The sequence below is a fragment of the Kitasatospora sp. NPDC023118 genome (assembly GCF_055560875.1).
The window spans coordinates 34,306-58,009 of sequence record NZ_JBVHHW010000006.1 but is presented as its reverse complement, the minus strand read 5'-3'; the positions used below and the strand labels follow the sequence as shown (position 1 = coordinate 58,009).

Sequence of the window (23,704 nt, the reverse complement as noted above, 5' to 3'; positions counted from 1 at the left end):
CACATCAAGGTCGCGACCGCAGGCGCCCGGCACGGCGCGTCGTCCGCGCCGACCCGCTAGTGTGGGCGGCTTCCTTTCCCGAGACCCGTCCGAGGAGCGCAGTCCCGTGTCCGCCAGCTTCACGCACCTGCACGTCCACACCGAGTACTCGATGCTGGACGGGGCGGCGAAGAACGGCAAGCTGTTCGCCGAGGCGGAGAGACAGGGCATGCCCGCCATCGCGATGAGCGACCACGGCAACATGTTCGGCGCGTACGAGTTCTTCCACGCGGCCGCGAAGACCGGCGTGAAGCCGATCATCGGCATCGAGGCGTACGTCGCGCCGGGCTCGCGCTTCGAGAAGAAGCAGGTGTTCTGGTCGCCCGGAGGCCAGCGCCCGACCGGCGCCGACGGCGAGGGCGGCAAGGACGTCTCCGGCGGTGGCCGCTACACCCACATGACGATGTGGGCGCGGAACCCGACCGGTCTGCGGAACCTCTTCCGGCTCTCCTCGCTCGCGTCGATGGAGGGCTACTACATGAAGCCCCGGATGGACCGCGAGCTGATCGCCGCGCACGCGGACGGCATCATCGCCACCACCGGCTGCCCCTCCGGCGAGGTGCAGACAAGGCTGCGGCTCGGCCAGTACGACGAGGCGGTCAAGGCGGCCGGCGCCTACCAGGACATCTTCGGGAAGGACAACTACTTCCTGGAGCTGATGGACCACGGCCTGGACATCGAGCGCGAGGTCCGCGCCGACCTGCTCCGGCTCGCGAAGCAGCTGAACATCCCGCTGCTGGCCACCAACGACTCCCACTACGTGACCGCCGACCAGGCCGACGCCCACGACAGCCTGCTCTGCGTCGGCGTGGGAAAGAACAAGGACGACCCGAACCGGTTCAAGTTCCAGGGCACCGGCTACTACGTGAAGACCGCCGCCGAGATGCGCAAGCTGTTCCGTGAGCTGCCGCAGGCCTGCGACAACACGCTGGCGATCGCCGAGCGGGTCGAGTCGTACGAGGAGGTGTTCACCTACGTCGACCGGATGCCGCAGTTCGACGTGCCCGAGGGCGAGACCCAGGCCTCGTACCTGCGCAAGAAGATCGAGATCGGCCTGAAGGCGCGGTACGGGGACAACCCGAGCCAGGAGGTGCTGGACCGGATCGAGCTGGAGATGGGCGTGATCACCCCGATGGGGTTCGACGCCTACTTCCTCGTGGTCGCCGACATCTGCCAGTACGGCCGGGACAACGGCATCCCGGTCGGCCCGGGCCGCGGTTCGGCGGCCGGCTCGATGGTCGCGTACCTGACCGGGATCACCCAGCTGGACCCGCTGGAGCACGACCTGCTGTTCGAGCGGTTCCTCAACCCCGAGCGGATCAACCCCCCGGACGTCGACATCGACTTCGACGACCGCCAGCGCGACCAGATGGTCCGCTACGTGACCGAAAAGTACGGCGCCGCCTACACGGCCCAGGTGAACACCTTCGGCACGATCAAGGCCAAGGCCGCCGTCAAGGACGCCAACCGCATCCTCGGCTACCCGTTCTCGATGGGCGACCGGATCACCAAGGCGATGCCGCCGGACGTCATGGGCAAGGGTGTGCCGCTGGCCGACCTGTTCGACGAGAAGCACCCCCGCTACAACGAGGGCACCGAGATCCGCGGGCTCTACGAGACCGAACCCGACGTCCGCAAGATCATCGACACCGGCCGGGGCATCGAGGGCCTGATCCGCGGCACCGGCGTGCACGCCGCCGCGGTCATCCTCTCCTCCACGCCGCTGCTCGACCTGATCCCGCTGCACATGCGGGACAAGGACGGCGTGATCATCACCGGCTTCGACTACCCGTCCTGCGAAGCCATGGGCCTGATCAAGATGGACTTCCTGGGCCTGCGGAACCTGGGCATCATCGACCACTGCATCAAGATCGTCAAAGCCAACCGGGGCGTCGACGTCGACATCGAGAACATCCCGCTCGACGACCCCACCACCTACCAACTCCTCGCCCGCGGCGACACCCTGGGCGTCTTCCAGCTCGACGGCGGGCCCATGCGCGCCCTGCTCCGGCTGATGAAGCCCACCGAGTTCGCCGACATCTCCGCCGTCTCCGCGCTCTACCGACCCGGCCCGATGGGCATGAACTCCCACACCAACTACGCCCTGCGCAAGAACGGTCAGCAGGAGATCGTCCCGATCCACCCCGAACTGGAGACCCCGCTCGCCGACGTCCTCGGCCCCACCTACGGCCTGATCGTCTACCAGGAGCAGGTCCAGCGAGCCGCCCAGGTACTCGCCGGCTACTCGCTCGGCCAGGCCGACCTGCTCCGCCGCGCCATGGGCAAGAAGAAGAAGGAAGTCCTGGAGAAGGAGTTCGTCCCCTTCCACGCGGGCTGCAAGGAGCGCGGCTACTCCGACGAGGCAATCCAGGCGGTCTGGGACGTCCTGGTGCCCTTCGCCGGCTACGCCTTCAACAAATCGCACTCCGCGGCCTACGGCCTGGTCTCCTACCAAACCGCTTACCTGAAGGCCAACTACCCCGCCGAGTACATGGCCGCACTGCTCACCTCAGTGGCCGACGACAAGGACAAGATGGCGGTCTACCTGGCCGAGTGCCGCCAGATGGGCATCCGCATCCTCTCCCCCGACGTCAACGAGTCGGTCGTCGACTTCACCGCCGTCGGCAGCGACGTCCGCTTCGGCCTCAAGGCCGTGCGCAACGTCGGCGTCCCCGTCATCGAGTCGCTGGTGAAGACCCGCGCGGAGAAGGGCAAGTACACCTCCTTCGCCGACTTCCTCGACAAGGTCGAGCTGGTCGTCTGCAACAAGCGCACCGTCGACTCGCTGGTCAAGGCGGGCGCCTTCGACTCGCTCGGCCACACCCGGCTCTCCCTGAGCACCGTGCACGAGAGCGCCATCGACGCCGTCACCGGGGTGAAGAAGCAGCAAGCCATCGGCCAGGACGACCTGTTCGGCGCCCTCGACACGGGCGACGACGGCGGCCCCGGCATCGGGCTGGACTTCCAGCTCACCGACCAGGAGTGGCCCCGCCGCCAACTCCTCGCCCTGGAACGCGAGATGCTCGGCCTCTACGTCTCCAGCCACCCGCTCGACGGCGCCGAACACATCCTCTCCCAGAACCGCGATACCTCGATCGCCGAGCTCCTCGGCTCCGGCCGCTCCGAGGGCGAGGTCCGCCTCTCCGGCCTGATCACCGGCGTCGACCGGCGCATCAACAAGGCCGGCAACGCCTGGGCGATCATCACCCTCGCCGACCGCGACGGCTCGGTCGAGGTGCTGTTCTTCCCCGCGACCTACAACCTGATGGCCGAGCAGATGATCGAGGACAACGTGATCTCGGTCCGCGGCCGTCTCAACGAACGCGACGGCTCGCTGAGCGTCTTCGGCCAGGAGATCACCACCCTCGACGTCTCCTCCGCCGAACTCGGCACCAAACCACCGGTCCAGATCACCGTCCCGGCCTCCCGGATCACCCCCGAGACGGTCGCCGAACTCAAACTCGCCCTCCGGGCCCACCCCGGCGACGTCCCGGTCCGGCTCCTCACCACCAACTGGGACAAGAACACCCTCTACGAGCTCGGCTACCTGGTGAACCCCGACAACGGGCTCGCCTCGGACATCAAGACCCTCCTCGGGAACCGCGCCTGGGCGGGCTCGATCGTCCGGACGTGAGCCGCTCCGGCTCACGTCCATCCAGCTTCGCGACGCTCAAGCGTGAACTGCTCTACGGCTCACGCCGACTGACCAGATTTTCGCAGGTCAGCCAGCCATCGGCGGATTCAGCCGGGCGAAGCCCTCTTGACGGCGGTACGGAAAGTACGGGTACGGCGCGGTGCGGGCGCTCGCCGCGTCCAGCCGGGCGACCTGCTCCGACGTCAGCGACCAGCCGACCGCGCCGAGGTTCTGCCGCAGCTGCTCCTCGTTGCGGGCGCCGATGATGACGGAGGACACGGTCGGGCGGCGCAACAGCCAGTTGATCGCGACCTGCGGGACGGTGCGGCCAGTCTCGGCGGCGACCTCGACGAGCGCGTCGACCACCCGGTAGAGCAGTTCGTCCTCGACCGGCGGGCCGTAGTCGGCGGTGCCGTGCAGCCGGCTGCCGGCCGGGAGGGGATGTCCGCGGCGGATCCGGCCGGTGAGGCGGCCCCAGCCGAGCGGGCTCCAGACCAGGGCGCCGACGCCCTCCTCCTGGGCGAGCGGCATCAGCTCCCATTCGTAGTCGCGGCCGACCAGGGAGTAGTAGACCTGGTGGGCGGCGTAGCGGGGGCGGCCGTACCGGTCCGCGAGGGCGAGGGACTTCATCAGCTGCCAGCCGGAGAAGTTGGAGACGCCGGTGTAGCGGATCTTGCCCGCGCGGACCAGATCCTCCAGGGCGGCCAGCACCTCCTCGATCGGGGTGCCGGCGTCGTAGGCGTGCAGCTGGAAGAGGTCCAGGTAGTCGGTGCGGAGGCGGCGCAGCGCGTCGTCCACGGACCGGGTGAGCCGGGCGCGGGAGGTGCCGGCGTCCTGTGGGCCGTCGCCGAGCGGCAGTCCGGCCTTGGTGGAGATCAGTACCTGGTCGCGGCGGCCGCGGACGGCCCGGCCGAGCACCTCCTCGGAGGCGCCGTCCGAGTAGACGTCGGCGGTGTCGAAGAGGGTGACCCCGGCGTCGATGGCGATGTCGAGCAGGCGGCGGGCTTCCTGGACGTCGGTGGTGCCCCAGGCCCCGAACAGCGGGCCGCGACCGCCGAAGGTTCCGGTGCCGAGGCTGAGCGCGGGGACCTTGAGTCCGGACGCGCCGAGCCGGCGCCACTCCATGTCGGTGCTGCCGCCCATGCCGGTGGTGGCCGCTTCCGTGCCGGCCGTGTTCACGCTTGCCATGACAGTACTCCCCTCGAAGCCCCTAATGGGACTACCGTTCCGTTAGGATGCCTCGAAGCTAGCAGACTCCACCCAGCTAATGGAACAGGAATCCCGTTAATGGCTGCCGAACCCGTCGACCCCGTCGAGTCCTCCACACCCGGCACGCTCCGCCCCGGCGGCCGGACCGCCCGGGTGCGCGCCGCCGTCCTGCGGGCCGCCGAGGACGCCCTGGTCGAGCACGGCTTCGCCGGCCTCGACCTCGGCGACATCGCCCAGCGGGCCGAGGTCGGCCGCACCACCGTCTACCGCCGCTGGGGCAGCACCACCGCCCTGGTCGCCGACCTGCTCGCCGGCATGGCCGAGCAGTCGCTGCCGCGCACCCGCAGCGGCACGCTCGCCGAGGACCTGCGGGCCAACGCGCGCCTGGTCCAGCGCACCCTGGCCGACCCCCGGCAGGGCGCGCTGTTCCGCGCGGTGATCGTGGCGGCGAACGGCGACCCGGGGACGGCCGAGGCCCTGCAGCTGTTCTACCGGCGGCGGGTCGAGGAGTGGGCGCCGTGTGTCACCGAGGCCGTCGAACGCGGCGAACTCCCGCCGGACACCGATCCGTTGGAGGTGATCCGGGCCGTCTCGGCACCGCTCTACTACCGGATGCTCACCACCGCCGAGCCGCTCGACGAGTCCGCCGCCGACCGCGCCGCGGCCGCCGCCGAGGCCGCCTCCCGGGCCGGGGCGTACCGGCGGCAGGGCGGCTGAGGCACCCGGGAACATCCTGGAACGCCGGGGATCCCCGGGAACGCCGACGGCCGCACGACGCGCTTGCGTCGTGCGGCCGTTCGGGCCCGGGACCGGTCAGTCCTCGTCGAACTCCTCGTACTCCTCGCGCAGGTTCTCCAGCAGCCCCACCCAGAGGTCCGACTTGTCCGGGCCCTGGCCCAACTGCGCCACCAGTGCCTCGAATTCGTCCAGCGCCGCCTGCGCGTCGCCGTTGACGATCCGCTCCTCGAAGCCGGCCAGCAGCCCCAGCGCGCCGATCACCTCGGGCAGCGAGTCGGCCGCCCAGCCGCCGTGGCCCCGCCCGGTGGTCCAGCCGTCCGAGTTGTAGATCTCGACGACGCCGCACTCGGCGTCGACCATCAGGTGCCAGTCGTCGAACTTGCCGACGCAGTAGGCCAGGCCCGCCGGGGAGTCGTCCTCGGGGTCGCGGGCGTACAACTCGCCGGTGTCCGCCTCCCACATGCCGCGCTCGGGCAGGTCCGCCGAGTCGTAGCCGACGAAGTCCAGCTCGACGGCCGGGATGCCGACCTCTGCCAGGAACGCCCGGGCCGCACCCGACTCCAGCCCCTCGGGCAGCGTCTCGGGCCGCCACAGCGTGCCCTCGCCGAAGCAGGACTCCAGCCAGGCCGCCGTGGGGTTCCTCGCGGCGGCCAGCAGCTCGGCGTGCGGCCCGTCGGCCACGTCCCCGGCATCGGTGGCGGCGGTCGCGTCGGTCGCGGTCATCGGTACATCTCCCCCGGTCAGAGCGGCGCAAGGGCCCCATTCAAGCGCACCGCACCGAGAGCAGGTGTCACCGGGTCAGCTCCTCCGGAACGGACAGGACGGACGGGACGGCCAGGGCGCCTACGACGGGAGGAGCCGGCCGGAACCGACACAGCGGTTCCGGCCGGTCGGAGGACGATCGTCCGGGAGAACGATCTCCTAGAAGAACGAGTCGTCATCGTCCTCGTAGTAGTTGTTGACGACCACGTGGGGCTCGTCGTCGCTCAGCGCCTCGTTGAGCAGCATGCCGCCGACCAGGCCGGCCGCGCCCGCGCCGATCATCGCACCGGTGCCGAAGCGCCGGCCCTGGTCCTGCTGGCCGGGCACCTGCGGGTGGCCCTGCTGCGCGGGCTGGACCTGCTGGACCTGCTGCGGGTAGCCGGCCTGCGGCGGGGTGTAGAAGGGCGGGACGGTGGTCTGCACCCGCTGGGCGCAGGCGGCGCAGGCCTCGACCTGGCGCGGCACGCCCCACTGCGGCTGCCACAGCACGGCGGTCGAGCCGTAGCCGTGCGAGGGGTCGAAGAAACACGTCACCGGGGAACTCCCTGTTGCTGGCTGGGTCTTCGGAACGGCGGGCGCCACGGCGGGGACGGCAGGGACGGGAGCCGGGGCGGGCGTCGGCACGGCGGCGGGTGCGGGCTGGAGCACGTCGACGCCGAAGTCCGTGGCGATGCCCGCGAGCCCCGCGGCGTACCCCTGCCCGACGGCGCGGAACTTCCAGTCCGCGCCGTGCCGGTAGAGCTCGCCGAACACCATCGCCGTCTCGCTGCCCGCCTCCGGCCGCACGTCGTAGCGGGCCACCTCGGTGCCGCCGTCCGCGTCGCTGAGCCGGATGTACGCACCGCGGACCTGCCCGAAGGTCTGCCGCCGCTGCGCCGCGTCGTAGATCGCCACCGAGAAGACGATCTTCTCCACGTCAGCGGCGACCTCGGCGAGCCGGACCTCGATCCGCTCGCGGTCGTCACCGCCGCCGGCACCGCCCTGGTGGCGGACCGATCCGTCCGGGCTCTGCAGGTTGTTGAAGAAGACGAAGTGCTGGTCCGTGAGGACCTTCCCGGACGCCCCGCAGAGCAGCGCGCTGGCGTCCAGGTCGTACCCGCCGCCGGCCGTCCAGCCGAGGCCCACCCGGACCACCCGCAGCCCGGGGGCCTGCTTGCCCAGGGAGACGTTGCCGCCCTTCGTCAGGGCCACACTCATGGGGTTTCCTCCGCCACCGTCCGAAACACGCTGTTCGACCACGACAACGCTGTAGAGATCGAGCCGGTTCCCGGCCGTCGCGTCAAGGCCGTGTCAGCGCCGAGCCGGTACCCGCCGGTGCCGCGGTCAGTACCGCACCGGGAGCTCCAGCAGGCCACGGGCCCGCATGGTGGGCCGGTGGCGCAGCTGCCCGACCGGGACGTCCAGGGCGAGGTCGGGGAAGCGGCGCAGCAGCGCGGTCAGCGCGAGGGAGGTCTCCATCCGGGCCAGCGGGGCGCCCAGGCAGTAGTGGATGCCGTGGCCGAGGGCGAGGTGGCCGTTCTCCCGGCGGCGCAGGTCGAGCCGGTCGGGGTCGGTGAACTGCTCGGGGTCGCGGTTGGCGGAGGCGAGCGAGAGCAGCACGGTCTCCCCGGCCGGGACGGTGACGTCGCCGATGGTGACGTCCTCGCGCGGGAAGCGGCGGATGGACAGCGGGGCGGGGCCGTCGAAGCGGGCGAACTCCTCGACGGCGCTGGCGATCAGCTCGGGCTCGGCGCGCAGGGCGGCGAGCTGCTCGGGGTGGGTGAGCAGGGCGAGGACGGCGTTGGCGATCAGGTGGACGGTGTTCTCGTAGCCGGCGAAGAGGATCAGGAAGGCGAGCGAGGTCAGCTCGTCCTCGCTCAGGCGGTCCTGTTCGTCGCGGACCGCGATCAGGTCCGAGAGCAGGTCGTCGGCCGGTTCGGTGCGCTTGCGCTCGATCAGACCGGTGAAGAAGCCGAGCATCGACTTCACGGCGGTCCGGGCCTGCTCGGGGCGGGCCGGGTCCGGGGTGATCAGGGTGTCGGTCCAGGAACGGAAGTCGAGCCGGTCGTCCTCGGGGACGCCGAGCAGGTCGCAGATGACCGTGATCGGCAGCGGCGCGGCGTAGTTGGCCAGCAGGTCGGTGCGACCCAACGGCTCGATGGTGTCGAGGAGCTGCTCGGCGACCCGCTCGATCGGCGCGTGCAGGGCGCTGACCCGGCGCGGGGTGAAGGCCCGCGAGACCAGGCGGCGGATCCGGGTGTGGTCCGGCGGGTCCATGTTGAGCAGGTTGGCGTCCAGCGCGGGCGGCAACGAGAAGCCCTTGTAGTTCCCGGGCGCGGCGTGCGCCTTGTCGAGGGCGAGCCTGGGGTCGGCGAGCGCCTGGCGGACGTCCGGGTAGCGGGTCACCAGCCAGACGGGCAGCCCGTCCGGACCGACGATCCGTCGGACGGGCGCCTCGGCGCGCAGCTTGACGTAGGCGCCGTACGGATCGGCGATCAGGGACTTCACGGTCGGGTCGAGGGGTGTCACCCGCCCAGCCTACGGGTACCGGACAGGCGCTCTGGCGGGGCGTCAGCCCGGCACTTATTGTCGGTGGACATGACACAGCTTCGCCGTGCCACCAGACGTACCGCCGGCTGCTACGCCGACCGTGCCGGACGCGCCGTCGGCCGTGCCGCCACCCTGACCGCCGCCCTCGCCGGGACGCTCGCCGCCCTCCTGGCTCCGGCCACCGCCCACGCCGAACGGGCCGGCTGCCGGTCCGTCGCCACCGCGCCCGTGGACGCCGAACAGGCCCGCCTCCAGGACGCCCGGACCGCCGCCTTCACCGAGCACTCCGGCTTCGACGAGCTGCTCGCCGGCTTCCCCGCCGCGCTCTGCGCCGCCCGGAACGCCCACCGCGCCGAGCGGGTGGTGGACGCCTGGGGCCGGGCGCTCTGGCAGGCCGGCGTCGACCGCGCCCAGGGCCGCCGGCCGGGCGGCGCACTGCCCGCCCGCGACGACCGGCCGCTGTACTGGACCAGGCTCGCCATGACCGTCCAACTCACGCGCTGGCAACCGAAGTTCGACATCGACCACGCCGACCTGCGGGCCCGCTTCGAGGACGCCTCGCGCGGCCTGGACGACGGCTTCAGCAGCGACCCCGGCATCCGGCGGATCTTCGTCAGCGGCTTCGACCCGTACGGCCTGGACACCGAACCGCGCCGCGCCAACCCCTCCGGCGCGGCCGTCCTGCACCTGCACGGACAGCGGATCACCCTCGCCGACGGCAGCACCGCCGAGGTCCGGGCCGTCGTCCTGCCGGTGCGCTACGACGACTTCGACGACGGCATCGTGGAACGCGCATTCGGCCCGCACCTGGTGCCCGGCGCCCAGTCAGCCGACCTGATCACCAGCATCAGCCAGGGCTACCCCGGCAAGTTCACCCTGGAGGCCTGGGCCGGCCGCGCCCGCTCCGCCGACCCGGCCACCGACAACGTGGGCGCCCTCTCCGGCGGCACCAGCGACCACCCGGTCGACGCCCCGGGCCTGGCCGACGGCCCCCAGTTCATCCACACCACCCTGCCCACCGACGCCATGACGGCCGTCCAGCAGCCCTACCCGGTCCTGCTCAACACCCCCGTCACCGAGATCCCCGAGGGCGCCACCACCCCCGTCACCCGCCCCGACGGCCCCACCCCCGGCTCCCGCGCCGTCGCCGGAGGCGGTGGAGGCTACCTCTCCAACGAGGTCGCCTACCGCTCCAACCGCCTCCGCCTCGACCTCGCCCCCGACCTCCCCGGCGGCCACCTGCACACCCCGGTCCTCACCGGACTCCCGGCGGACCAGGCGCAGGTCACCTCGCCGGAGTTCGAGCGGAACGAGGCGGCGATCTCCGACCAGGTCGAGGCGATCCTGCGCAGCGCCCGGCTCTGAGGAGCGGCGGCGCGGCGGGAGCGTACCCGGCTCCGAGGCTCCCGGTTCCCGCCCCGCCCGGCCCGCCGGATCGCGGCGGGCCGGGCGGGGCGCGTCGCGTACGGGGCCTCGCATACGACACCACGGCACCGGCCGCACCCGCCGCGCGGCTGCGGCGAGCCTGCGGACGCGTCGGGCCACTGCCGGCCGGCCGGGTACGACGGCAAGACCCACCGCATCACACGGGACGGCCGCGTACTGGTCGGGTCCGGCTGGCAGCCCGGCCCGTCGTTCACCGGCGACACGCCGGGTAGGTGAAGCGTGTCCCCGCCGCCCGGGCGACCGACTGTGCGATCTCCCCGTACGCCGCCTCGCGCCCGGCCCAGTGCGAGCCCTCGACCGACTTGCCGTGTTCGAGGTCCTTGTACACCCGGAAGAAGTGGGCGATCTCCAGCAGGTCGAACTCCGTCAGGTCGTCGACGTCCCGCAGGTCGGCGTAGCGCGGGTCGCGGGCCGGGACGCAGAGCACCTTCTGGTCCGGGCCGCGTTCGTCCCGCATCACCGACATGCCGACCGCCCGGCAGGTGAGCACACAGCCGGGGACGGCCGGCTCGCCGCCAAGGACCACGGCGTCCAGCGGTTCGCCGTCGCCGCCGAGGGTGCTCTCGACGTAGCCGAAGTCGGTGGGGTACCGGGTGGCGGTGAACAGGGTGCGGTCGAGGCGGATGCGGCCCGCGTCGAAGTCCATCACGTACTTGTTCCGGGACCCCTGGGGGATCTCGATCACGACCTCGAACTCCGCGAACTCCACCGTCGCCTCCTCCTCTGATCCTGGAGAGATTGTCCGACGTCAGGGCCGGGACGGCGGGATCGGCTGCGTCGACACCACCGGCCGGGTCCGTTGGCGTCGGCCCTGCCCGGCCCGGCGTTCCCCGGCCCGGCGTTGCCCGGCTCAGCGGCCCCGCCTCACCGGCCCGTCGCCTTCCAAGGGCCTTCCTCGGGCCGCGCCTCGGTGTCCGTGCCCGGCCACGGTGGCATGGTGACGGCCGTGATCCGCAGCGGACCGTCGCCGTCCGCGTCGGCCCGGAACTGGAAGGAGGTGCCCAGCGGGATCGACACCGCCGTCCCGGGCGCGAGCCGGACGGTCTCCTCCCGGCCGTCCTGGCGCCGCCACAGCTCGCCGCTGCCCGCGGTGACCTGCCACAGCTCCTGCACGGTCGCGTGCGACACCGCTTGGCTGACCTGTCCGGGGGCGAGTGCGAAGACCGCGAGGCTGCCCTGCCCGTCCAGGACCAGCAGCGGGCGGACCTCGGCCCCGTCCGGGGCCGTCACCACGGGGACATCATCGACCTCGGCGGCCTCGAAGGGTTGGTGCACTGGCTGATCGCTCATCCGACGACCCGGCCTCTCTCCTCGTGCCAGAGTCCCTGGGCTCGTCCCCCACCACCGATGAGACCACGGCCGTCCGAGGGCCCGCCATACCCACTGGCGCGTACCCGCCCCTGCGGGGACCCCAGGTCGCTACCCCGGGACGCCCCCGAACTCCTGCACGGCGTCGGTGACGATGGCCTCCAGCCGGGCGTGGTGGGCGCCGCGCCAGTAGGCCTGTCCGCAGTCCTCGCACTGGGCGAAGGCGTCGTAGGAGCGCTCGGTGCCGTCCCGGAGCTGCTCGCGCACCGAGGTCTTGGTGACCGTGCGCAGCGTGCCGTTGCAGGTGGTGCAGCGGCTCCAGGGGGCGAGCGGCGGGGCGAAGCGGGAGAGCACGTCGCGCAGCTGCTCGGCGGGGCGGTGGCTGTAGACGTAGGCGCCGGCCCAGAGTTCGCGGCGGTGCAGCAGGCCGCGGTCGCGGGAGAGCATGACGCGCTGCTCGGCGGCGGAGCGGGCGGCCAGGGCGGCGTCGCCGATGTCCGGGTTCTCGTAGGCGGCGTCGACGCCGAGCAGGCGCAGTCGGCGGGCGAGGGTGCCGAGGTGGACGTCCAGCAGGAAGCGCGGCGGGGTGGGCGAGGGCTGCGGCCTGGTCACGGCTTCGACGGTGACGTGCTCGGCGTCGGCTGGGACGTACGAGTCGGGGACGGGCCGTCCGTCCACCAGCAGGGCGCCTACCTCGGTGCGCGGGATGCCCAGGGACTCGACCACGTGGCCGAGGGTGGAGGTGCCGTCGGTGCGCAGCGCGGTGCGGCCGGCCCGCCGGGGCGCGGAGACGAAGAGGCGCAGCTCAGGGGCGAAGTCGAGCCAGATCTGGGGCTTGTCCACGCGGCCAGCATGCCAGCGCGCGGTGGGCGGGGGCCAGCGGTTTCCGGGCGCCCGGCCGTTCTCCGGGCGCCCCGTCCTCCGGCTACCCCTGCGTGGCCGCGAGCGTCGGGGCGGCCACGGGCCGACGGTCGCTCGCCGCCCAGCGGGCGACCGGGCCCATCGCGTAGCCGGCGGCGAGGAACACCCCGCCGAAGACCAGCCAGCCCGCGAGCCCGCCGTCCAGCAGCAGGGTGGTGAGCAGCAGCGGTCCGAGGGTGCGGGAGACGGCGACGCCGGTGCCGAAGAAGCCCTGGTACTGGCCGATCCGCTCCGGCGGCGCGAGGTCGAAGCCGAGCTGCCAGGAGCCGGCCGACTGCCGCATCTCGCCGGCCACCTGCAGCACGGCCCCGCCCACCAACAGCGCGCCGACCGCCCACACCGGGACGTCCAGCGCGGACAGCCCACAGACCACGCAGGACAGGAGCAGCAGCACTCCGGCCGCCCGGACGGCTCGCACCGCCGAGTCCAGCCCGGTGACGTCGCGCGCCGCCCGGACCTGGAAGAACAGCACCGCCCCGGTGTTGAGCACGAACAGACCCGAGCCGAGCCAGCCCAGCCCGGGGGCCCGCTGGGCAATCCACAGCGGGAGGATCAGGCTGAGCAGCGGCATCCGGAGCAGCAGCACGGTGTTGACCAGGGCGACGGCGGCGTAGCGGCGGTCGTGCAGCACAGCCAGGCGCGGGCCGGTGCCCGACTCCGCTTCCGCGGGCGGGACTTCGGGCAGCCGGCGGAGCAGCAGCGCACCGGCCAGGAGACCGAGCACGGTGACGACGAAGGCGCCGAGGTAGGCGGTCCGGGTGCCGAGGGTGAGCGCGATACCGCCGATGGCGGCGCCAACCGCCAGTCCGCCGTTGAGGGTTGACTGGAGGTGGGCGAGCAGTCCGGTCCGTTCGGCGCGCGGCACCAGGCCGGCGACCAGCGCCTGCCGGGCGGCGGTGAGTCCGGACTGAGCGGTGGCGTACAGACAGACGGCGAGCAGGAACGGCAGGTAGGAGCGGATCGCCAGGAAGGCGGCGACCACGGCCGCCGCGCCGAGCGCGAGCGCCACCGCCGTGCGGCGCGGGCCCCGACGGTCGGCGACGTGCCCGAGCGGGACGCCCGCCACCGAGCCGATCGCCCAGCCGACGGCGAGGCCGATGCCGAGGGCCGTCGCCGACATGCCGACGACGCGGGTGAAGTAGAGCGCGGAGCAGGTGTAGTAGGCGCCGTCGCCCACCGCGCTCGCCAACTGGGCGGCGGCAAGGGTGCGCTGGGGCCCGGCGGGGGGCAGCAGGGCGGACCTGGCGACGCTCTGATTCGGCACTTCTCTCCTGTCGGACGGATGGCGCGCGGGCCGGACGTTCACATCCGCTCGGGGCGCCTCTCAGCGGGGCACCGCCCAGCCTAGGAAACAAGTGGACCGTCCGACAGGTCCATTGATCTTGAATTTTCCTGGTCCAATTGCGCGCTTCGCCGCACCATCGGGCGAGCGGTGAACTCCCGTACGACAGCGACCTGTTGACACTGACAGGCGCTTCAACCGCGCCGCGCCCGGGCCCGCCCGCGCGGCCGAAGCGCCGTCCGTACCCGCTCCGACTCCCCCGCCCCAAGCGGACGGAGCACCTCCACCACCCGACCGGAGGGACAAGATTGGCCGTGTTGACCCGTCAGTAAGGCCCTCCTATGCTCAACGGCGTTCGCGATCCGGCACCGGGGCCGGGGACGTCCGTGCCCGCCCGATCCGGCGCCGTCTCCCGCTCGAAGGGTTTCCTCCCATCAGCACCTCCATCGCGCCCTCGGACTCCGCCAACCCTGGCGAGGCAGCCGAACCGGCCGCCGCCGAGGCCACCGGTCGGCGCCGATTCCTCACCTACCTGCTGGCCGCGCCGACCCTCACCGTCGCCGCCCGGCTCGGCCTGGACGCCACCGCACCCGCCTCCGCCCAGGCCGCCGTACAGGCCGCCGCGGCCGCCCAGGACGCCGCCGCGCCGCCGCAGTTGCTCGGCCTGCCGGGCATCCCGGACGTCCTCGATCTCGGTGACGCGATGATCCTCGCCGGGCTGCCCACCTCGCACCTGCTGGTGCTCGAAATCACTCCCGCCGGGCGTGCCGCGCTCCACCTGCCGCGCCTGGAGGTCGGCCAGGGCCTCACCACCGCGATCGCCATGCTGGTCGCCGAGGAACTCGACGCCGAGCTCACCGACGTGGACGTCCCGCTCTCCGACGGCCGCCCCGAACTGCTCTTCAACCAGCTGACCGGCGGCTCCAACTCGGTGCGATCGCTGTACGACCCGGTGCGCGCCGCGGCGGCCGCCGCCCGCGCCCGGCTGGTGACCGCCGCCGCCAACCGCTGGAACGTTCCGGCGACCACCCTGCGCACCGCCGACTCCGCCGTCCTCGCCCCCGACGGCCGCCGCCTCGGCTACGGCGAACTCGCCGCCGACGCCGCCGCGGTGGTGCTGCCCGCCGTGCCCGGCACGCCCAAGCCAGCCGACCAGCGGCGCCTGGTCGGCACGCCCACCGGACGGATCGACGCCCGCGACATTGTCACCGGACGCGCCAAGTACGCCGGAGACCTTCAGATCCCGGGCGCCGCGCCGACCGTGGTCGCCCGCCCGACCACCATCAACGGCACCCTCAAGTCCCTGGACGCCTCGGTCGCCCGCGCCATGCCCGGGGTGCTCGCCGTGGTGCAGATCCCCAGCGGCGTCGCCGTCCTCGCCGAGACCTTCGACCAGGCGCTCAAGGCCCGCGACGCCCTGCGCACCACCTGGAACCCGGGTCCGGTCGCCGACCTGTCCACCGCCGACATCCAGGCCCGACTACGCGCCGCGCACGCGCCGTTCCTGCTGCCGCCGCTGCTCACCCCGTACCTGGACGGCGAGTTCGACTTCGCCTTCGTCAACCACGCCCCGATGGAGGTGCTGACCGCCGTCGCCGACGTGCGGCCGGGCCGCGCGGAGCTGTGGTTCGCCGCGCAGAGCCCGATCATCGCCCAGCAGACCATCGCCGCCGAACTCGGCCTGCCACAGAACGCCGTCACCGTCCACGTGGTGCGCGGCGGCGGCTCCTTCGGGCGCCGGCTGTTCTTCGACGCCGCCCTGGAGGCAGCCCAGATCTCCAAGGCCGCCGGCCGCCCGGTCAAGCTGATGTGGACCCGCAACGACGACATGCGCCACGGCCGGATGCGCCCCGCCAGCCACCACCGGATCCGCGCCACCTACGGCCTCGGCCAGGTGCTCACCTGGGAGCACCGCGCCGCCACCGTCCGCACCGACCTCTCGCACGGCCTCGGCGAGGCGCTCACCGGGGCCGGTTTCAACCTCTCGCTGGCCGGGCTCAGCCTCGCCCAGGCCTTCTTCCTGCTCACCGAGAAGAACCCGTACAACGTCGGCATCCCCACCCAGCTGCTCGCCGAACTGCCGCTGGCCATGCACACCGGCAGCTGGCGCTCGGTCTACTCCGGCATGGTCCGGGTCGCCGACGAGATCATGATGGACGAACTCGCCCGCCGGATGGGCCAGGACGAGGTCGCCTTCCGCCGAGCCCGGGTGCGCGACGCCGCCGGACAGGCCGTCCTGGACACCGTCGCCAAGGCCGGCAACTGGGGCCGCCCGATGCCGGCCGGCCAGGCCCAAGGCGTCGGCTACCACGACGAGAACGGCGGCCGGGTCGCCTACCTGGTCGAACTGGACGCCTCCGACCGGGCCAACCCCCGCGTCACCAAGGCGGTGGTCGCCGCCGACGTCGGCCAGGTCATCAACCCCCGTGGCCTGGAAGCCCAGTTGAACGGCGCGCTGATCGACGGCATCTCGGTCATCCTGCAGGCGGGCAACCACATCGACAACGGCGCGGTACGGGAGGGCAGTTACGCCGACTTCCACTACGCCCGACAGCGGAACACCCCGCCCGTGGTCGAGATCCACCTGATGCCGCCGAGCGGAGCCCCGGGCGGCGCGGGCGAGTTGGGCGTCCCGGCGGCCTCGGCCGCCGTCGCCAACGCCTACGCGCGCGCGACCGGCACCAGCCCGCGCTCCTTCCCCATCAACTTCTGATCACCCAGAGCCCGAGGATCACAACTCCCCATGCCCACCCACACCTTCGTCCTCAACGGGCAGCCCGTCACCGTCGAGGCCCCGGACGACATGCCGCTGCTCTGGGTGCTGCGCGACAAGCTCGGCGTCACCGGCCCCAAGTACGGCTGCGGGGTGGGCGTCTGCCGGGCTTGCACCAGCCACCTCGACGGCCAGGAGTTCCAGCCCTGCACCCGCTCCGTCAAGGACTGCGAGGGCCACACCGTCACCACCATCGAGGGCCTCGCCGACGGCGACACCCTGCACCCGGTCCAGGAGGCCTGGATCGAATGCGACGTCGCCCAGTGCGGCTTCTGCCAGCCCGGCCAGATCATGACGGCGGTCGCCCTGCTGCGCCGCACGCCCAACCCCACCGACGCGGACATCGACCAGATCCAGAACATCTGCCGCTGCGGCAGCTACCCGCGCATCCGCGAGGCGATCAAGCGCGCGGCGGCGGCCCAGCAGACGCGCTGACGCGGGTGTGCCCCGCCCGACGGACGGGCGGGGCACACCGGGTCAGCGCAGATCAGCAATGGGGCACGTAGCCCATGTGGAAGTTCCAGTTGCCGTCGGTGTAGGCACCGTACGTGTAGGCCACCGAGGTGCCCGACGACGGCCAGTAGCCGTAGCCGGCGGAGTAGACCTGGACCACCCGGTACCAGACGTCGCCCTGGTTGTTGATGTTCTCGCCCGTGGTCCAACACACCATGTTGACCGCGTCGCCCGACCACGAGTACGAGTACAGGTCACCGGCCACCTTGCCCGACCACGAGTACGGCTGCGAGTAGACGCCCACGCCGTGACCGGTCGGGTGGTTGTTGAGGTAGTACCAGCCGACGGCGTTGGCATCGCCCGCCGACAGGCCGACCCCGGCCGCCGCCAGCGCCACCGCGGCCACCGCGGTGCCGCCCCGGCGCCCGATCTTCTTGAGGATGCCCTTGACCATGCCGATTCTCCTGTCGGGTCGAACCGCTTCGGTGCCGTCCCGTTGACCTCGACGGCGGAGCCATCTGACCCGATCACCCCCGGTGTTCGGTACCTCCTGACAGGAACTGACAACAGCTGACACCGTCGGCCGAGCGCCCCGAACGGCCTTCTGACGGCCGACAACGCGAAGTGCCCCCGTCCGGCGGACGGGGGCACTTGCGGTTCAGCGGGACCTCAGCACTGCGGAACAACGCCCTGGTGCCACATGAGGCCACCGTCCACGGAGGAGGCGTAGACGTAGCCGTTCCCGAACCAGGTTTGGCCGGTGTAGGCGTAGTGCGCGGCATCCACCCGGTACCACACGTTGCCCTGGTTGTTGATGTCCTCACCCGTGGTCCAGCAGACCACGTCGACGGAGTCCCCGTAGTGCAGGTCTCCCGTGACCTTCCACGACTTGGTGGTCGGCTGCGCGTAGACGCCCACCGCCTGGCCGATGACCGGGCCGCCGATGGTGACCCACCCATAGGCGGACGCCTCGCCCGCCGAGAGGCCGACCCCGGCCGCCGCCAGCGCCACCGTGGTCACCACGGTCGCCCCGCGCCGTCCGATCCTGCCGAACAGGCTCTTGACCATGTCGATTCTCCCTTCCTGTCGAACCGTTGCGCCGTCCCGCCGCGTGACGTCGACGGCGGTGCCAGCTGACCTCACGGGCGGTGGTGTTCGATACGGGCCGCCGAGATCTGACAACAGCTGCCACGGGCGGCTGGCCACCCCGAACGCGCCATCCCCCAAGGAAAGTTGCCAGACCTCTGATCGTCGCTGTCATGCGCCGCTATGATCCGTACGCAACAAGCAAGCAGCGCCACCAAGGGATCTGACATCTGACAGCAGGGGGCGTCATGGCGGAGCACGAACGTGACCCGCGACCCGGGCAAAGGGCAGCCTCACCCACCGCCGCCGAGAGCTTCGCGGGCGAGCTGCGCACCCTCCGGCTGGACGCCGGCCAGCCCTCGTTCCGCACCATGGCCAAGAGGGCCGGCTCGATCTCGCACACCACGCTCTACGAGGCCGCCTGCGGCTCACGGCTCCCGTCCTGGGCCACCACCAGGGCCTTCGTCCAGGCCTGCGGCGGCAACGAGGAGGAGTGGCAGCGCCGTTGGAGCGCGGCGGTCAGCGGGGAGCCGCCCACCGACCCCGTGCTGCCCGTACCTGCGGTGACGTCGAACCCGGAACCGACGCCGTCCCGTCCCCCGGCCATGCCGGCCATGCCGTCGGTGCCGTCGGTACCGTCCGTGCCCTCGTTACCGCCGGCCGTACCGCACCCGCACCGCCGTCGGATCTGGACCCACGCGCTCAGCCTGCTGGTCGGCCTGCTGCTCGGCGTCCTCGGCACGCTGGGCCTGCTCGCGATCCGCGCGCCCGCCGCCCAGCCCGACGCGCAGAACTGTCCGTCCGCCGAGCCGGACACCCCCGACCCGCAGCCGACGCCCGCACCGGACGGCGCGACCCCGAGCACCGAGACCCGGTCCTGGATCGCCCGGACCGCCTACGACCAACAGGCCGTCTCCAGTGCGCGACTCGCGCTCCCCGTACGCGTCGCGGTCACCCCGGGGGACACCCTGGTCGTCGCGATGATGCTCACCGGCACCTGCCCCGGCCCGGTCAAGGTCACCGACAGTCGCGGCGACCGATTCCAGATCCTCGGAGACGTGACCGACTCGCTGCGCCACCGGGTGCTCGTCCTCGCCGCCTTCGGCGCCACCGCGCTGACCACGGCCGACTCGATCCGCGCCGACTACCCGCGCGCCGGCGAGTACCACGTGACCGTGGACGAGTTCCGGGGCGTCACCACCGTCCGGGCCGTCACCCGCGCCTCCGGCGACGCCGGTGGCACCACCTTCACCACCACGGCAACCGCCACCACCTGCGACCCGGGCGACCTCCTGGTGAGCACGGTCGGCAGCAACACCGGCACCGCCCCCGAGTTCGGCACCGGCTGGACCACCCTGCCGGTCCTCCAGCTCTCGTCCTACCGCCTCACCACCGCGCACCGGATCGCGGCCGACGCCGAGCACTGCATCGCCGCCGGCCGAACCACCTCCCAGTGGGGCGCCGTCCTGGCCGTCCTGCACTGACCCGGGGTCGCGGCCGGCCGTCACGAACCGGAGCCCGCCCAGGGGCCGCGGCCGAAGAAGGCGGCGAGCCGGTCGTACGGCGGGGCGTCCGCGGGGGCGGGGACCTCGGGGCCGAAGGGCTGGTGGTCGGACTCCTCTCCGCGGTACTCGGGTTTGAGCGCGCCGCGGGCCCAGGTGAGGGCGGCAGCCGAGACCTCGTGGTCCAGACCGTCCGTGGACTGGCCGGTGGCTCTGGCCAAGTCCCAGGCGTGGACCGCGAATTCGGCGACCTGCTGGTCCACCGGGAAGCGCGCCGGGAGGGCGCCGACGCCGGGGACCTCAACCGTCCCGGTGAGGTCGCCGGCCGCGCGCCAGGCCTCGACCAGCCGCTCCGCGCCGGCCTCGAAGGCGTGCAGCCAGTCCTCTTCCACCCGTTCGAACGGCTGCGACCAGTCCGGCTGCCCGCCCTGCGCCCGGACGGTGAACTGCCGCAGGTCGAACAGCAGATGGCTGATCAGGTCGCCGACATCCCAGGAGCGGCAGGGGGTCGGGTGCCCGGCCAGCTCGACGCCGGCGCCGTCGATCAGACCGGCGGTCTGCGCGAGGGCCCGGGCGAGCAGCTCGATCGGGTCGTCCACGGCGGTCATGGCACACCTCTCGGTCGGGAAGGGGGCACGGGTGGTCGTGCCGGGTGATCGTAAGCGCGTGCGCCGACGACCGCCCGGCACGACACCGGCCCCTGACCGGTCCCCTCAGCGACCCTGACCGACCCTGACCGACCCCGACCGACCGTCAGGCCGCGAACCCGCCGTCCACCGCGAGCTCCGCGCCGCTGACGTACCGGCCCTCGTCGCCGACCAGGTAGGCGACGGCGGCCGCCACCTCCGCCGCCGTGCCGTAGCGGCCGAGCGCGGTGAAGCCGCGCTGGAAGTCGGCGGACTCGCCGTCGGCCGGGTTCATGTCGGTGTCGATCGGGCCCGGGTGGACCAGGTTGGCGGTGATCCCGCGCGGACCGAGTTCCCTGGCCAGCGCCTTGGTGAGACCGATCAGCGCGGCCTTGCTAGTCGCGTAGAGCGTGCTGCCAGAGAAGGCGACGCGCTGCGCGATGCAGCTGCCGATGCCGACGATCCGTCCCCCGTCCGCCAGGTGGGCGGCCGCCGCCTGCGCGAACAGGTAGGGCGCCCGGACGTTCACGTCCAGCACCCGGTCGATCTCGTCCAGCGTCATCTCCTCGATCGGCCCTCCGGCGCCGACGCCCGCGTTGTTCACCAGGATGTCAAGCCGGCCGAACCGCTCGGCGACCGCCGCCACCGCGGCACGCACCGCCTCCGGGTCGGCGCTGTCCGCCCGGACGGCCCATCCGGTCCGGCCCATCGCACTGATCTTCGCGACCACCTCCTCGGCCCGGTCGGCCGCGCCCTGGTAGGTCAGCGCCACGTCGGCACCGTCCTCGGCCAGCCGCAGCGCGACCGCCGCTCCGATCCCCCGGCTGCCGCCGGTCACCAGGGCCACCTTGCCGTCGAGCGCCGCCGTACCGTTCATCGTCATATCTACAGAACTCCTTGTTCCGGTCTCGGACATGAAGCAATCCTGGACCGAAGCCCAGCCCGACTCCGGCGGTATTCAGACGTTGCGTTAAACGTTCAACTACGATTCCGTGCGCCCCCGGTAGTACGATCCGACCGCCGGCCGCCCGGTCCGGTTCGGCCCGGCCGACGGGTCGGCGCCCGCATGGTCGAAGGACGGTTCGACCGGCCGCCCGCCGTCGGGGAGCAGCAGGTGTCGCCGCGCCCGGTACTCGAACCCGGCCGCCCGCAGCGCGGCCACCACGGTGCTGGCCGTGAGCTCACTGTCGCTGATGAGTCGAACCATCATTCGACCCCACCGGCGCGGGAATCCGGCCCGAGAAGTCCGACGCGGCAACCCACGACGGGATCCCACGACGGGGAGCCCGACGCACGGACCCGGCGCGCGGAAGCCGCGAACGCGCCGAGCGGCCACCCCGCGCAGGGGTGGCCGCTCAGGCGGCGTCAGGACGCGGGAGGGCGTCAGACGGTCAGGGTCTGCCCCGGGAAGATCAGGTCCGGGTCGCCGCCGATGGTGCGGGCGTTCTTGCTGTACAGGCCGTCGGTGTCGACGCCGAACTTGGCGGCGATGTCGCTCAGCGTGTCACCGCTGCGAACGGTGTAGCTGCCACCGGAGGTGTTCTTCTCCGCGACCGGCGCGGACTGGGCCGGCTTGGCGGACGGCTGGCCCTTGGCGGCCTTCGACGCCTGCTTGGCCTTGGGCGCGGCCGACTGGGCGGCCTTCGGGGCCGCGGCGGGCTTCTCGGCCCGCTGGACGGGCTTGGCTGCGGCGGCGCCGCTGTCCGCCGAGGTGTCGACGGCCGCCGGGGCGCCACCCTTGCTCAGGCCCGCCTTCTGCGAGCAGACGGGCCAGGCGCCCGGCCCCTGCGAGGCGAGCACCTTCTCGGCGACGGCGATCTGCTGCGCCTTGGACGCGTGGTTGGCCTGGGGGGCGTACGCGGTCCCGCCGTACGCGGCCCAGGTGGACGGGGTGAACTGCAGTCCGCCGTGGAAGCCGTTGCCGGTGCTGATGCTCCAGTTGCCGCCGCTCTCGCACTGGGCGACGGCGTCCCAGGCGGAGGTGGTCGCGGCAGAGGCCGAGGTGGCCGTGACGAGGCCGGCCACCGGCAGGGCCGCGACGGCGGCACCCGCGACGACCGCCATCCGTACGCGGTTGCGCTTGGTGCTGGCGGTGGTGTCGGTGGCAGCGGCGGTCTCGTGACGGGAAGTCATGAAATTCCTCTCGACAAGCCCCGGGCGGGCAGCCGGAACCAGGCCCGGGACATGGGCCGGTCGGTCGCGCTTGCCTCACTCGTCGGGCGGCCGAGCACGTGTCGGACGTGCCGTACCGCCCCGGCCACCTCCGCTCGCCGACGGCCTGTTCGAGCCGGTCTCGTCGGCGGGCACCGCCCTCGCGCCGTGGGTCAGTCGGCGGGCAGTGCGTCGGGGTGAACCCGGGTGGCGCTCGTTGCGCCGCCAAGAAAGCTAGGGGCATGTCCGGGGCGCAGCAAGCAATTCTTGGTCATCGCAGGTCAGTTGACCGTTACCGGCGGTATCGATCAAGAAACTGCGCCCGACTCGACCGGGTTTGACCGCATTTTCGGAATGAAACGATCAATTTCCGTGCCCTCACTCACATCTGTCCAGCCGTGAACTCGGGCACACCGTCCACCCACCGCAATCGTGAATTGACGCGCAGTCACCGAGGAATTCGGAGTTCCCCGTTCGGCGACCCGGTCGGGTGGGATCCGCCACACCCGTCACCCGTCGTACCCGTGCGAACGCGCTCAGCTGCGACCGTCGAGCTCGGCGTCCCGCGCCAGCAGCGCCGCCTGGACCCGGTTCTCGCAGCCCAGCTTGGCCAGGATCCGGCTGACGTACGTCTTCACCGTCGCCTCGCTCATGTGGATCCGCGCCCCCGCGTCGGCGTTGGACAGGCCCTCGCCGAGCAGCGCCAGCACCTCCAGCTCGCGTTCGGTGAGCACCTCCAGCCGGCGCCGGGCCTGCGCGCTGCGGGCGGCCACCGAGCCGCTGCGGCCGGAGGCCAGCGAGTCGACGATGTGCCGGGTGGCCGCCGGGGAGAGGAAGGCGTTGCCGCTGGCCGCCGCCCGGACAGCCTGGATCAGCTCGTTCGGGGCGGTGTCCTTGAGCAGGAATCCGGCGCCGCCCGCGGTCACGGCGCGCAGGACGTTCTCGCGCTCCCCGAAGGTGGTGAGGATGATCGCCCGTGCGCCGGGTGCGACCCTCGCCAGCTCCCCGAGCGCCGTCAGCCCGTCCATCACCGGCATCTGGATGTCCAGCAGCACCACGTCCACCCGGTGCGCCCGGGCCAGCTCCAGTGCCTCCCGGCCGTCGACGGCCTCCGCGACCACCTCGATGTCGTCGGCCGAACCCAGGATCATCCTGATCCCGGCCCGGATGAGCGGCTCGTCGTCGGCGACGAGGACTCGGATCACTGGTGGTCATTCCCCTCGAACGGTGCTGCGCCTGCGGCAC

General features: G+C 72.4%; 21 protein-coding genes. 6 read left to right on the top strand and 15 right to left on the bottom strand.

The annotated features are described in order from the left end of the window. Positions 1-106: 106 nt before the first annotated feature. Entirely contained in the window at positions 107-3,673 is a 3,567-nt protein-coding gene (gene dnaE / locus ACZ3UD_RS09685; protein ID WP_465584520.1) for a DNA polymerase III subunit alpha, read from the top strand. Positions 3,674-3,760: 87 nt separating this feature from the next. On the opposite strand, the gene ACZ3UD_RS09680 is transcribed toward dnaE, so the two are convergent. Further along, entirely contained in the window at positions 3,761-4,798 is a 1,038-nt protein-coding gene (locus tag ACZ3UD_RS09680; protein ID WP_465585089.1) for an aldo/keto reductase, read from the bottom strand. A gap of 162 nt (positions 4,799-4,960) precedes the next feature. On the opposite strand from ACZ3UD_RS09680, the gene ACZ3UD_RS09675 reads away from it, so the two are divergent. Next, entirely contained in the window at positions 4,961-5,599 is a 639-nt protein-coding gene (locus tag ACZ3UD_RS09675; RefSeq protein ID WP_465584517.1) for a TetR/AcrR family transcriptional regulator, read from the top strand. A gap of 96 nt (positions 5,600-5,695) precedes the next feature. Here the strand turns inward: ACZ3UD_RS09675 and ACZ3UD_RS09670 are convergent, their stop codons facing one another. The 3 genes from ACZ3UD_RS09670 to ACZ3UD_RS09660 form a co-directional block, all read right to left on the bottom strand. Next, positions 5,696-6,343, bottom strand: a complete 648-nt coding sequence (locus ACZ3UD_RS09670; protein WP_465584514.1) for an SUKH-4 family immunity protein — start codon at positions 6,341-6,343, stop codon at positions 5,696-5,698. A 198-nt stretch (positions 6,344-6,541) separates the two neighbouring features. Next, a complete protein-coding gene (locus ACZ3UD_RS09665; protein WP_465584511.1) occupies positions 6,542-7,579 on the bottom strand; it encodes a TerD family protein in 1,038 nt (345 codons plus the stop codon). A gap of 126 nt (positions 7,580-7,705) precedes the next feature. Then, positions 7,706-8,890: a cytochrome P450 family protein gene (locus tag ACZ3UD_RS09660; RefSeq protein ID WP_465584508.1), complete on the bottom strand. Its 1,185-nt coding sequence runs from the start codon at positions 8,888-8,890 to the stop codon at positions 7,706-7,708. 69 nt (positions 8,891-8,959) lie between these two features. On the opposite strand from ACZ3UD_RS09660, the gene ACZ3UD_RS09655 reads away from it, so the two are divergent. Continuing rightward, complete coding sequence (locus tag ACZ3UD_RS09655; RefSeq protein WP_465584505.1) at positions 8,960-10,276, top strand: pyroglutamyl-peptidase I; 1,317 nt, start codon at positions 8,960-8,962, stop codon at positions 10,274-10,276. 271 nt (positions 10,277-10,547) lie between these two features. Here the strand turns inward: ACZ3UD_RS09655 and ACZ3UD_RS09650 are convergent, their stop codons facing one another. From ACZ3UD_RS09650 to ACZ3UD_RS09635, 4 genes are all read right to left on the bottom strand, one after another. Then, on the bottom strand, positions 10,548-11,066 hold the full coding sequence (locus tag ACZ3UD_RS09650; RefSeq protein WP_465584503.1) for an inorganic diphosphatase: 519 nt from the start codon (positions 11,064-11,066) through the stop codon (positions 10,548-10,550). Between the two features lie 155 nt (positions 11,067-11,221). Continuing rightward, positions 11,222-11,647, bottom strand: a complete 426-nt coding sequence (locus ACZ3UD_RS09645; RefSeq protein WP_465584500.1) for a cupin domain-containing protein — start codon at positions 11,645-11,647, stop codon at positions 11,222-11,224. 129 nt (positions 11,648-11,776) lie between these two features. After that, positions 11,777-12,508: a Mut7-C RNAse domain-containing protein gene (locus tag ACZ3UD_RS09640; protein WP_465584498.1), complete on the bottom strand. Its 732-nt coding sequence runs from the start codon at positions 12,506-12,508 to the stop codon at positions 11,777-11,779. An 82-nt stretch (positions 12,509-12,590) separates the two neighbouring features. Further along, entirely contained in the window at positions 12,591-13,850 is a 1,260-nt protein-coding gene (locus tag ACZ3UD_RS09635; RefSeq protein WP_465584496.1) for an MFS transporter, read from the bottom strand. A gap of 673 nt (positions 13,851-14,523) precedes the next feature. Here ACZ3UD_RS09635 and ACZ3UD_RS09630 point away from each other — a divergent pair. Both ACZ3UD_RS09630 and ACZ3UD_RS09625 read left to right on the top strand, forming a co-directional pair. Continuing rightward, a complete protein-coding gene (locus ACZ3UD_RS09630; RefSeq protein ID WP_465584493.1) occupies positions 14,524-16,581 on the top strand; it encodes a xanthine dehydrogenase family protein molybdopterin-binding subunit in 2,058 nt (685 codons plus the stop codon). A 30-nt stretch (positions 16,582-16,611) separates the two neighbouring features. Beyond that, entirely contained in the window at positions 16,612-17,076 is a 465-nt protein-coding gene (locus tag ACZ3UD_RS09625) for a (2Fe-2S)-binding protein (RefSeq protein ID WP_465584490.1), read from the top strand. A 52-nt stretch (positions 17,077-17,128) separates the two neighbouring features. Here ACZ3UD_RS09625 and ACZ3UD_RS09620 read toward each other — a convergent pair whose 3' ends face one another. Then, positions 17,129-17,548: a hypothetical protein gene (locus tag ACZ3UD_RS09620; protein ID WP_465584487.1), complete on the bottom strand. Its 420-nt coding sequence runs from the start codon at positions 17,546-17,548 to the stop codon at positions 17,129-17,131. A 215-nt stretch (positions 17,549-17,763) separates the two neighbouring features. Beyond that, positions 17,764-18,162 carry a hypothetical protein gene (locus ACZ3UD_RS09615; protein ID WP_465584484.1) on the bottom strand — a complete coding sequence of 133 codons (399 nt, stop codon included), beginning with the start codon at positions 18,160-18,162 and terminating at the stop codon, positions 17,764-17,766. Between the two features lie 266 nt (positions 18,163-18,428). Between ACZ3UD_RS09615 and ACZ3UD_RS09610 the strand changes: the two genes are divergently transcribed. Then, entirely contained in the window at positions 18,429-19,664 is a 1,236-nt protein-coding gene (locus tag ACZ3UD_RS09610) for a hypothetical protein (protein WP_465584482.1), read from the top strand. A 20-nt stretch (positions 19,665-19,684) separates the two neighbouring features. Here ACZ3UD_RS09610 and ACZ3UD_RS09605 read toward each other — a convergent pair whose 3' ends face one another. The 5 genes from ACZ3UD_RS09605 to ACZ3UD_RS09585 form a co-directional block, all read right to left on the bottom strand. After that, positions 19,685-20,290, bottom strand: a complete 606-nt coding sequence (locus ACZ3UD_RS09605; RefSeq protein ID WP_465584479.1) for a TIGR03086 family metal-binding protein — start codon at positions 20,288-20,290, stop codon at positions 19,685-19,687. A 145-nt stretch (positions 20,291-20,435) separates the two neighbouring features. Further along, on the bottom strand, positions 20,436-21,191 hold the full coding sequence (locus ACZ3UD_RS09600; RefSeq protein ID WP_465584476.1) for an SDR family NAD(P)-dependent oxidoreductase: 756 nt from the start codon (positions 21,189-21,191) through the stop codon (positions 20,436-20,438). 99 nt (positions 21,192-21,290) lie between these two features. Then, complete coding sequence (locus ACZ3UD_RS09595; protein ID WP_465584473.1) at positions 21,291-21,518, bottom strand: hypothetical protein; 228 nt, start codon at positions 21,516-21,518, stop codon at positions 21,291-21,293. Positions 21,519-21,691: 173 nt separating this feature from the next. Continuing rightward, positions 21,692-22,441, bottom strand: coding sequence for a transglycosylase family protein (locus tag ACZ3UD_RS09590; RefSeq protein ID WP_465584471.1), 750 nt, complete (start codon positions 22,439-22,441; stop codon positions 21,692-21,694). 554 nt (positions 22,442-22,995) lie between these two features. Further along, on the bottom strand, positions 22,996-23,664 hold the full coding sequence (locus tag ACZ3UD_RS09585; RefSeq protein WP_465584468.1) for a response regulator transcription factor: 669 nt from the start codon (positions 23,662-23,664) through the stop codon (positions 22,996-22,998). Positions 23,665-23,704 lie beyond the last annotated feature (40 nt).

What these genes read in the sequence shown, in the direction of transcription:
- ACZ3UD_RS09680 (WP_465585089.1), bottom strand. Translation starts at nt 4,798, where the DNA reads ATGGAGTGGCGCCGGCTCGGCGCGTCCGGACTCAAGGTCCCCGCGCTC.
- ACZ3UD_RS09675 (WP_465584517.1), top strand. Translation starts at nt 4,961, where the DNA reads ATGGCTGCCGAACCCGTCGACCCCGTCGAGTCCTCCACACCCGGCACG.
- ACZ3UD_RS09670 (WP_465584514.1), bottom strand. Translation starts at nt 6,343, where the DNA reads ATGACCGCGACCGACGCGACCGCCGCCACCGATGCCGGGGACGTGGCC.
- ACZ3UD_RS09665 (WP_465584511.1), bottom strand. Translation starts at nt 7,579, where the DNA reads ATGAGTGTGGCCCTGACGAAGGGCGGCAACGTCTCCCTGGGCAAGCAG.
- ACZ3UD_RS09655 (WP_465584505.1), top strand. Translation starts at nt 8,960, where the DNA reads ATGACACAGCTTCGCCGTGCCACCAGACGTACCGCCGGCTGCTACGCC.
- ACZ3UD_RS09645 (WP_465584500.1), bottom strand. Translation starts at nt 11,647, where the DNA reads ATGAGCGATCAGCCAGTGCACCAACCCTTCGAGGCCGCCGAGGTCGAT.
- ACZ3UD_RS09625 (WP_465584490.1), top strand. Translation starts at nt 16,612, where the DNA reads ATGCCCACCCACACCTTCGTCCTCAACGGGCAGCCCGTCACCGTCGAG.
- ACZ3UD_RS09620 (WP_465584487.1), bottom strand. Translation starts at nt 17,548, where the DNA reads ATGGTCAAGGGCATCCTCAAGAAGATCGGGCGCCGGGGCGGCACCGCG.
- ACZ3UD_RS09615 (WP_465584484.1), bottom strand. Translation starts at nt 18,162, where the DNA reads ATGGTCAAGAGCCTGTTCGGCAGGATCGGACGGCGCGGGGCGACCGTG.
- ACZ3UD_RS09610 (WP_465584482.1), top strand. Translation starts at nt 18,429, where the DNA reads ATGGCGGAGCACGAACGTGACCCGCGACCCGGGCAAAGGGCAGCCTCA.
- ACZ3UD_RS09605 (WP_465584479.1), bottom strand. Translation starts at nt 20,290, where the DNA reads ATGACCGCCGTGGACGACCCGATCGAGCTGCTCGCCCGGGCCCTCGCG.
- ACZ3UD_RS09600 (WP_465584476.1), bottom strand. Translation starts at nt 21,191, where the DNA reads ATGACGATGAACGGTACGGCGGCGCTCGACGGCAAGGTGGCCCTGGTG.
- ACZ3UD_RS09595 (WP_465584473.1), bottom strand. Translation starts at nt 21,518, where the DNA reads ATGATGGTTCGACTCATCAGCGACAGTGAGCTCACGGCCAGCACCGTG.
- ACZ3UD_RS09590 (WP_465584471.1), bottom strand. Translation starts at nt 22,441, where the DNA reads ATGACTTCCCGTCACGAGACCGCCGCTGCCACCGACACCACCGCCAGC.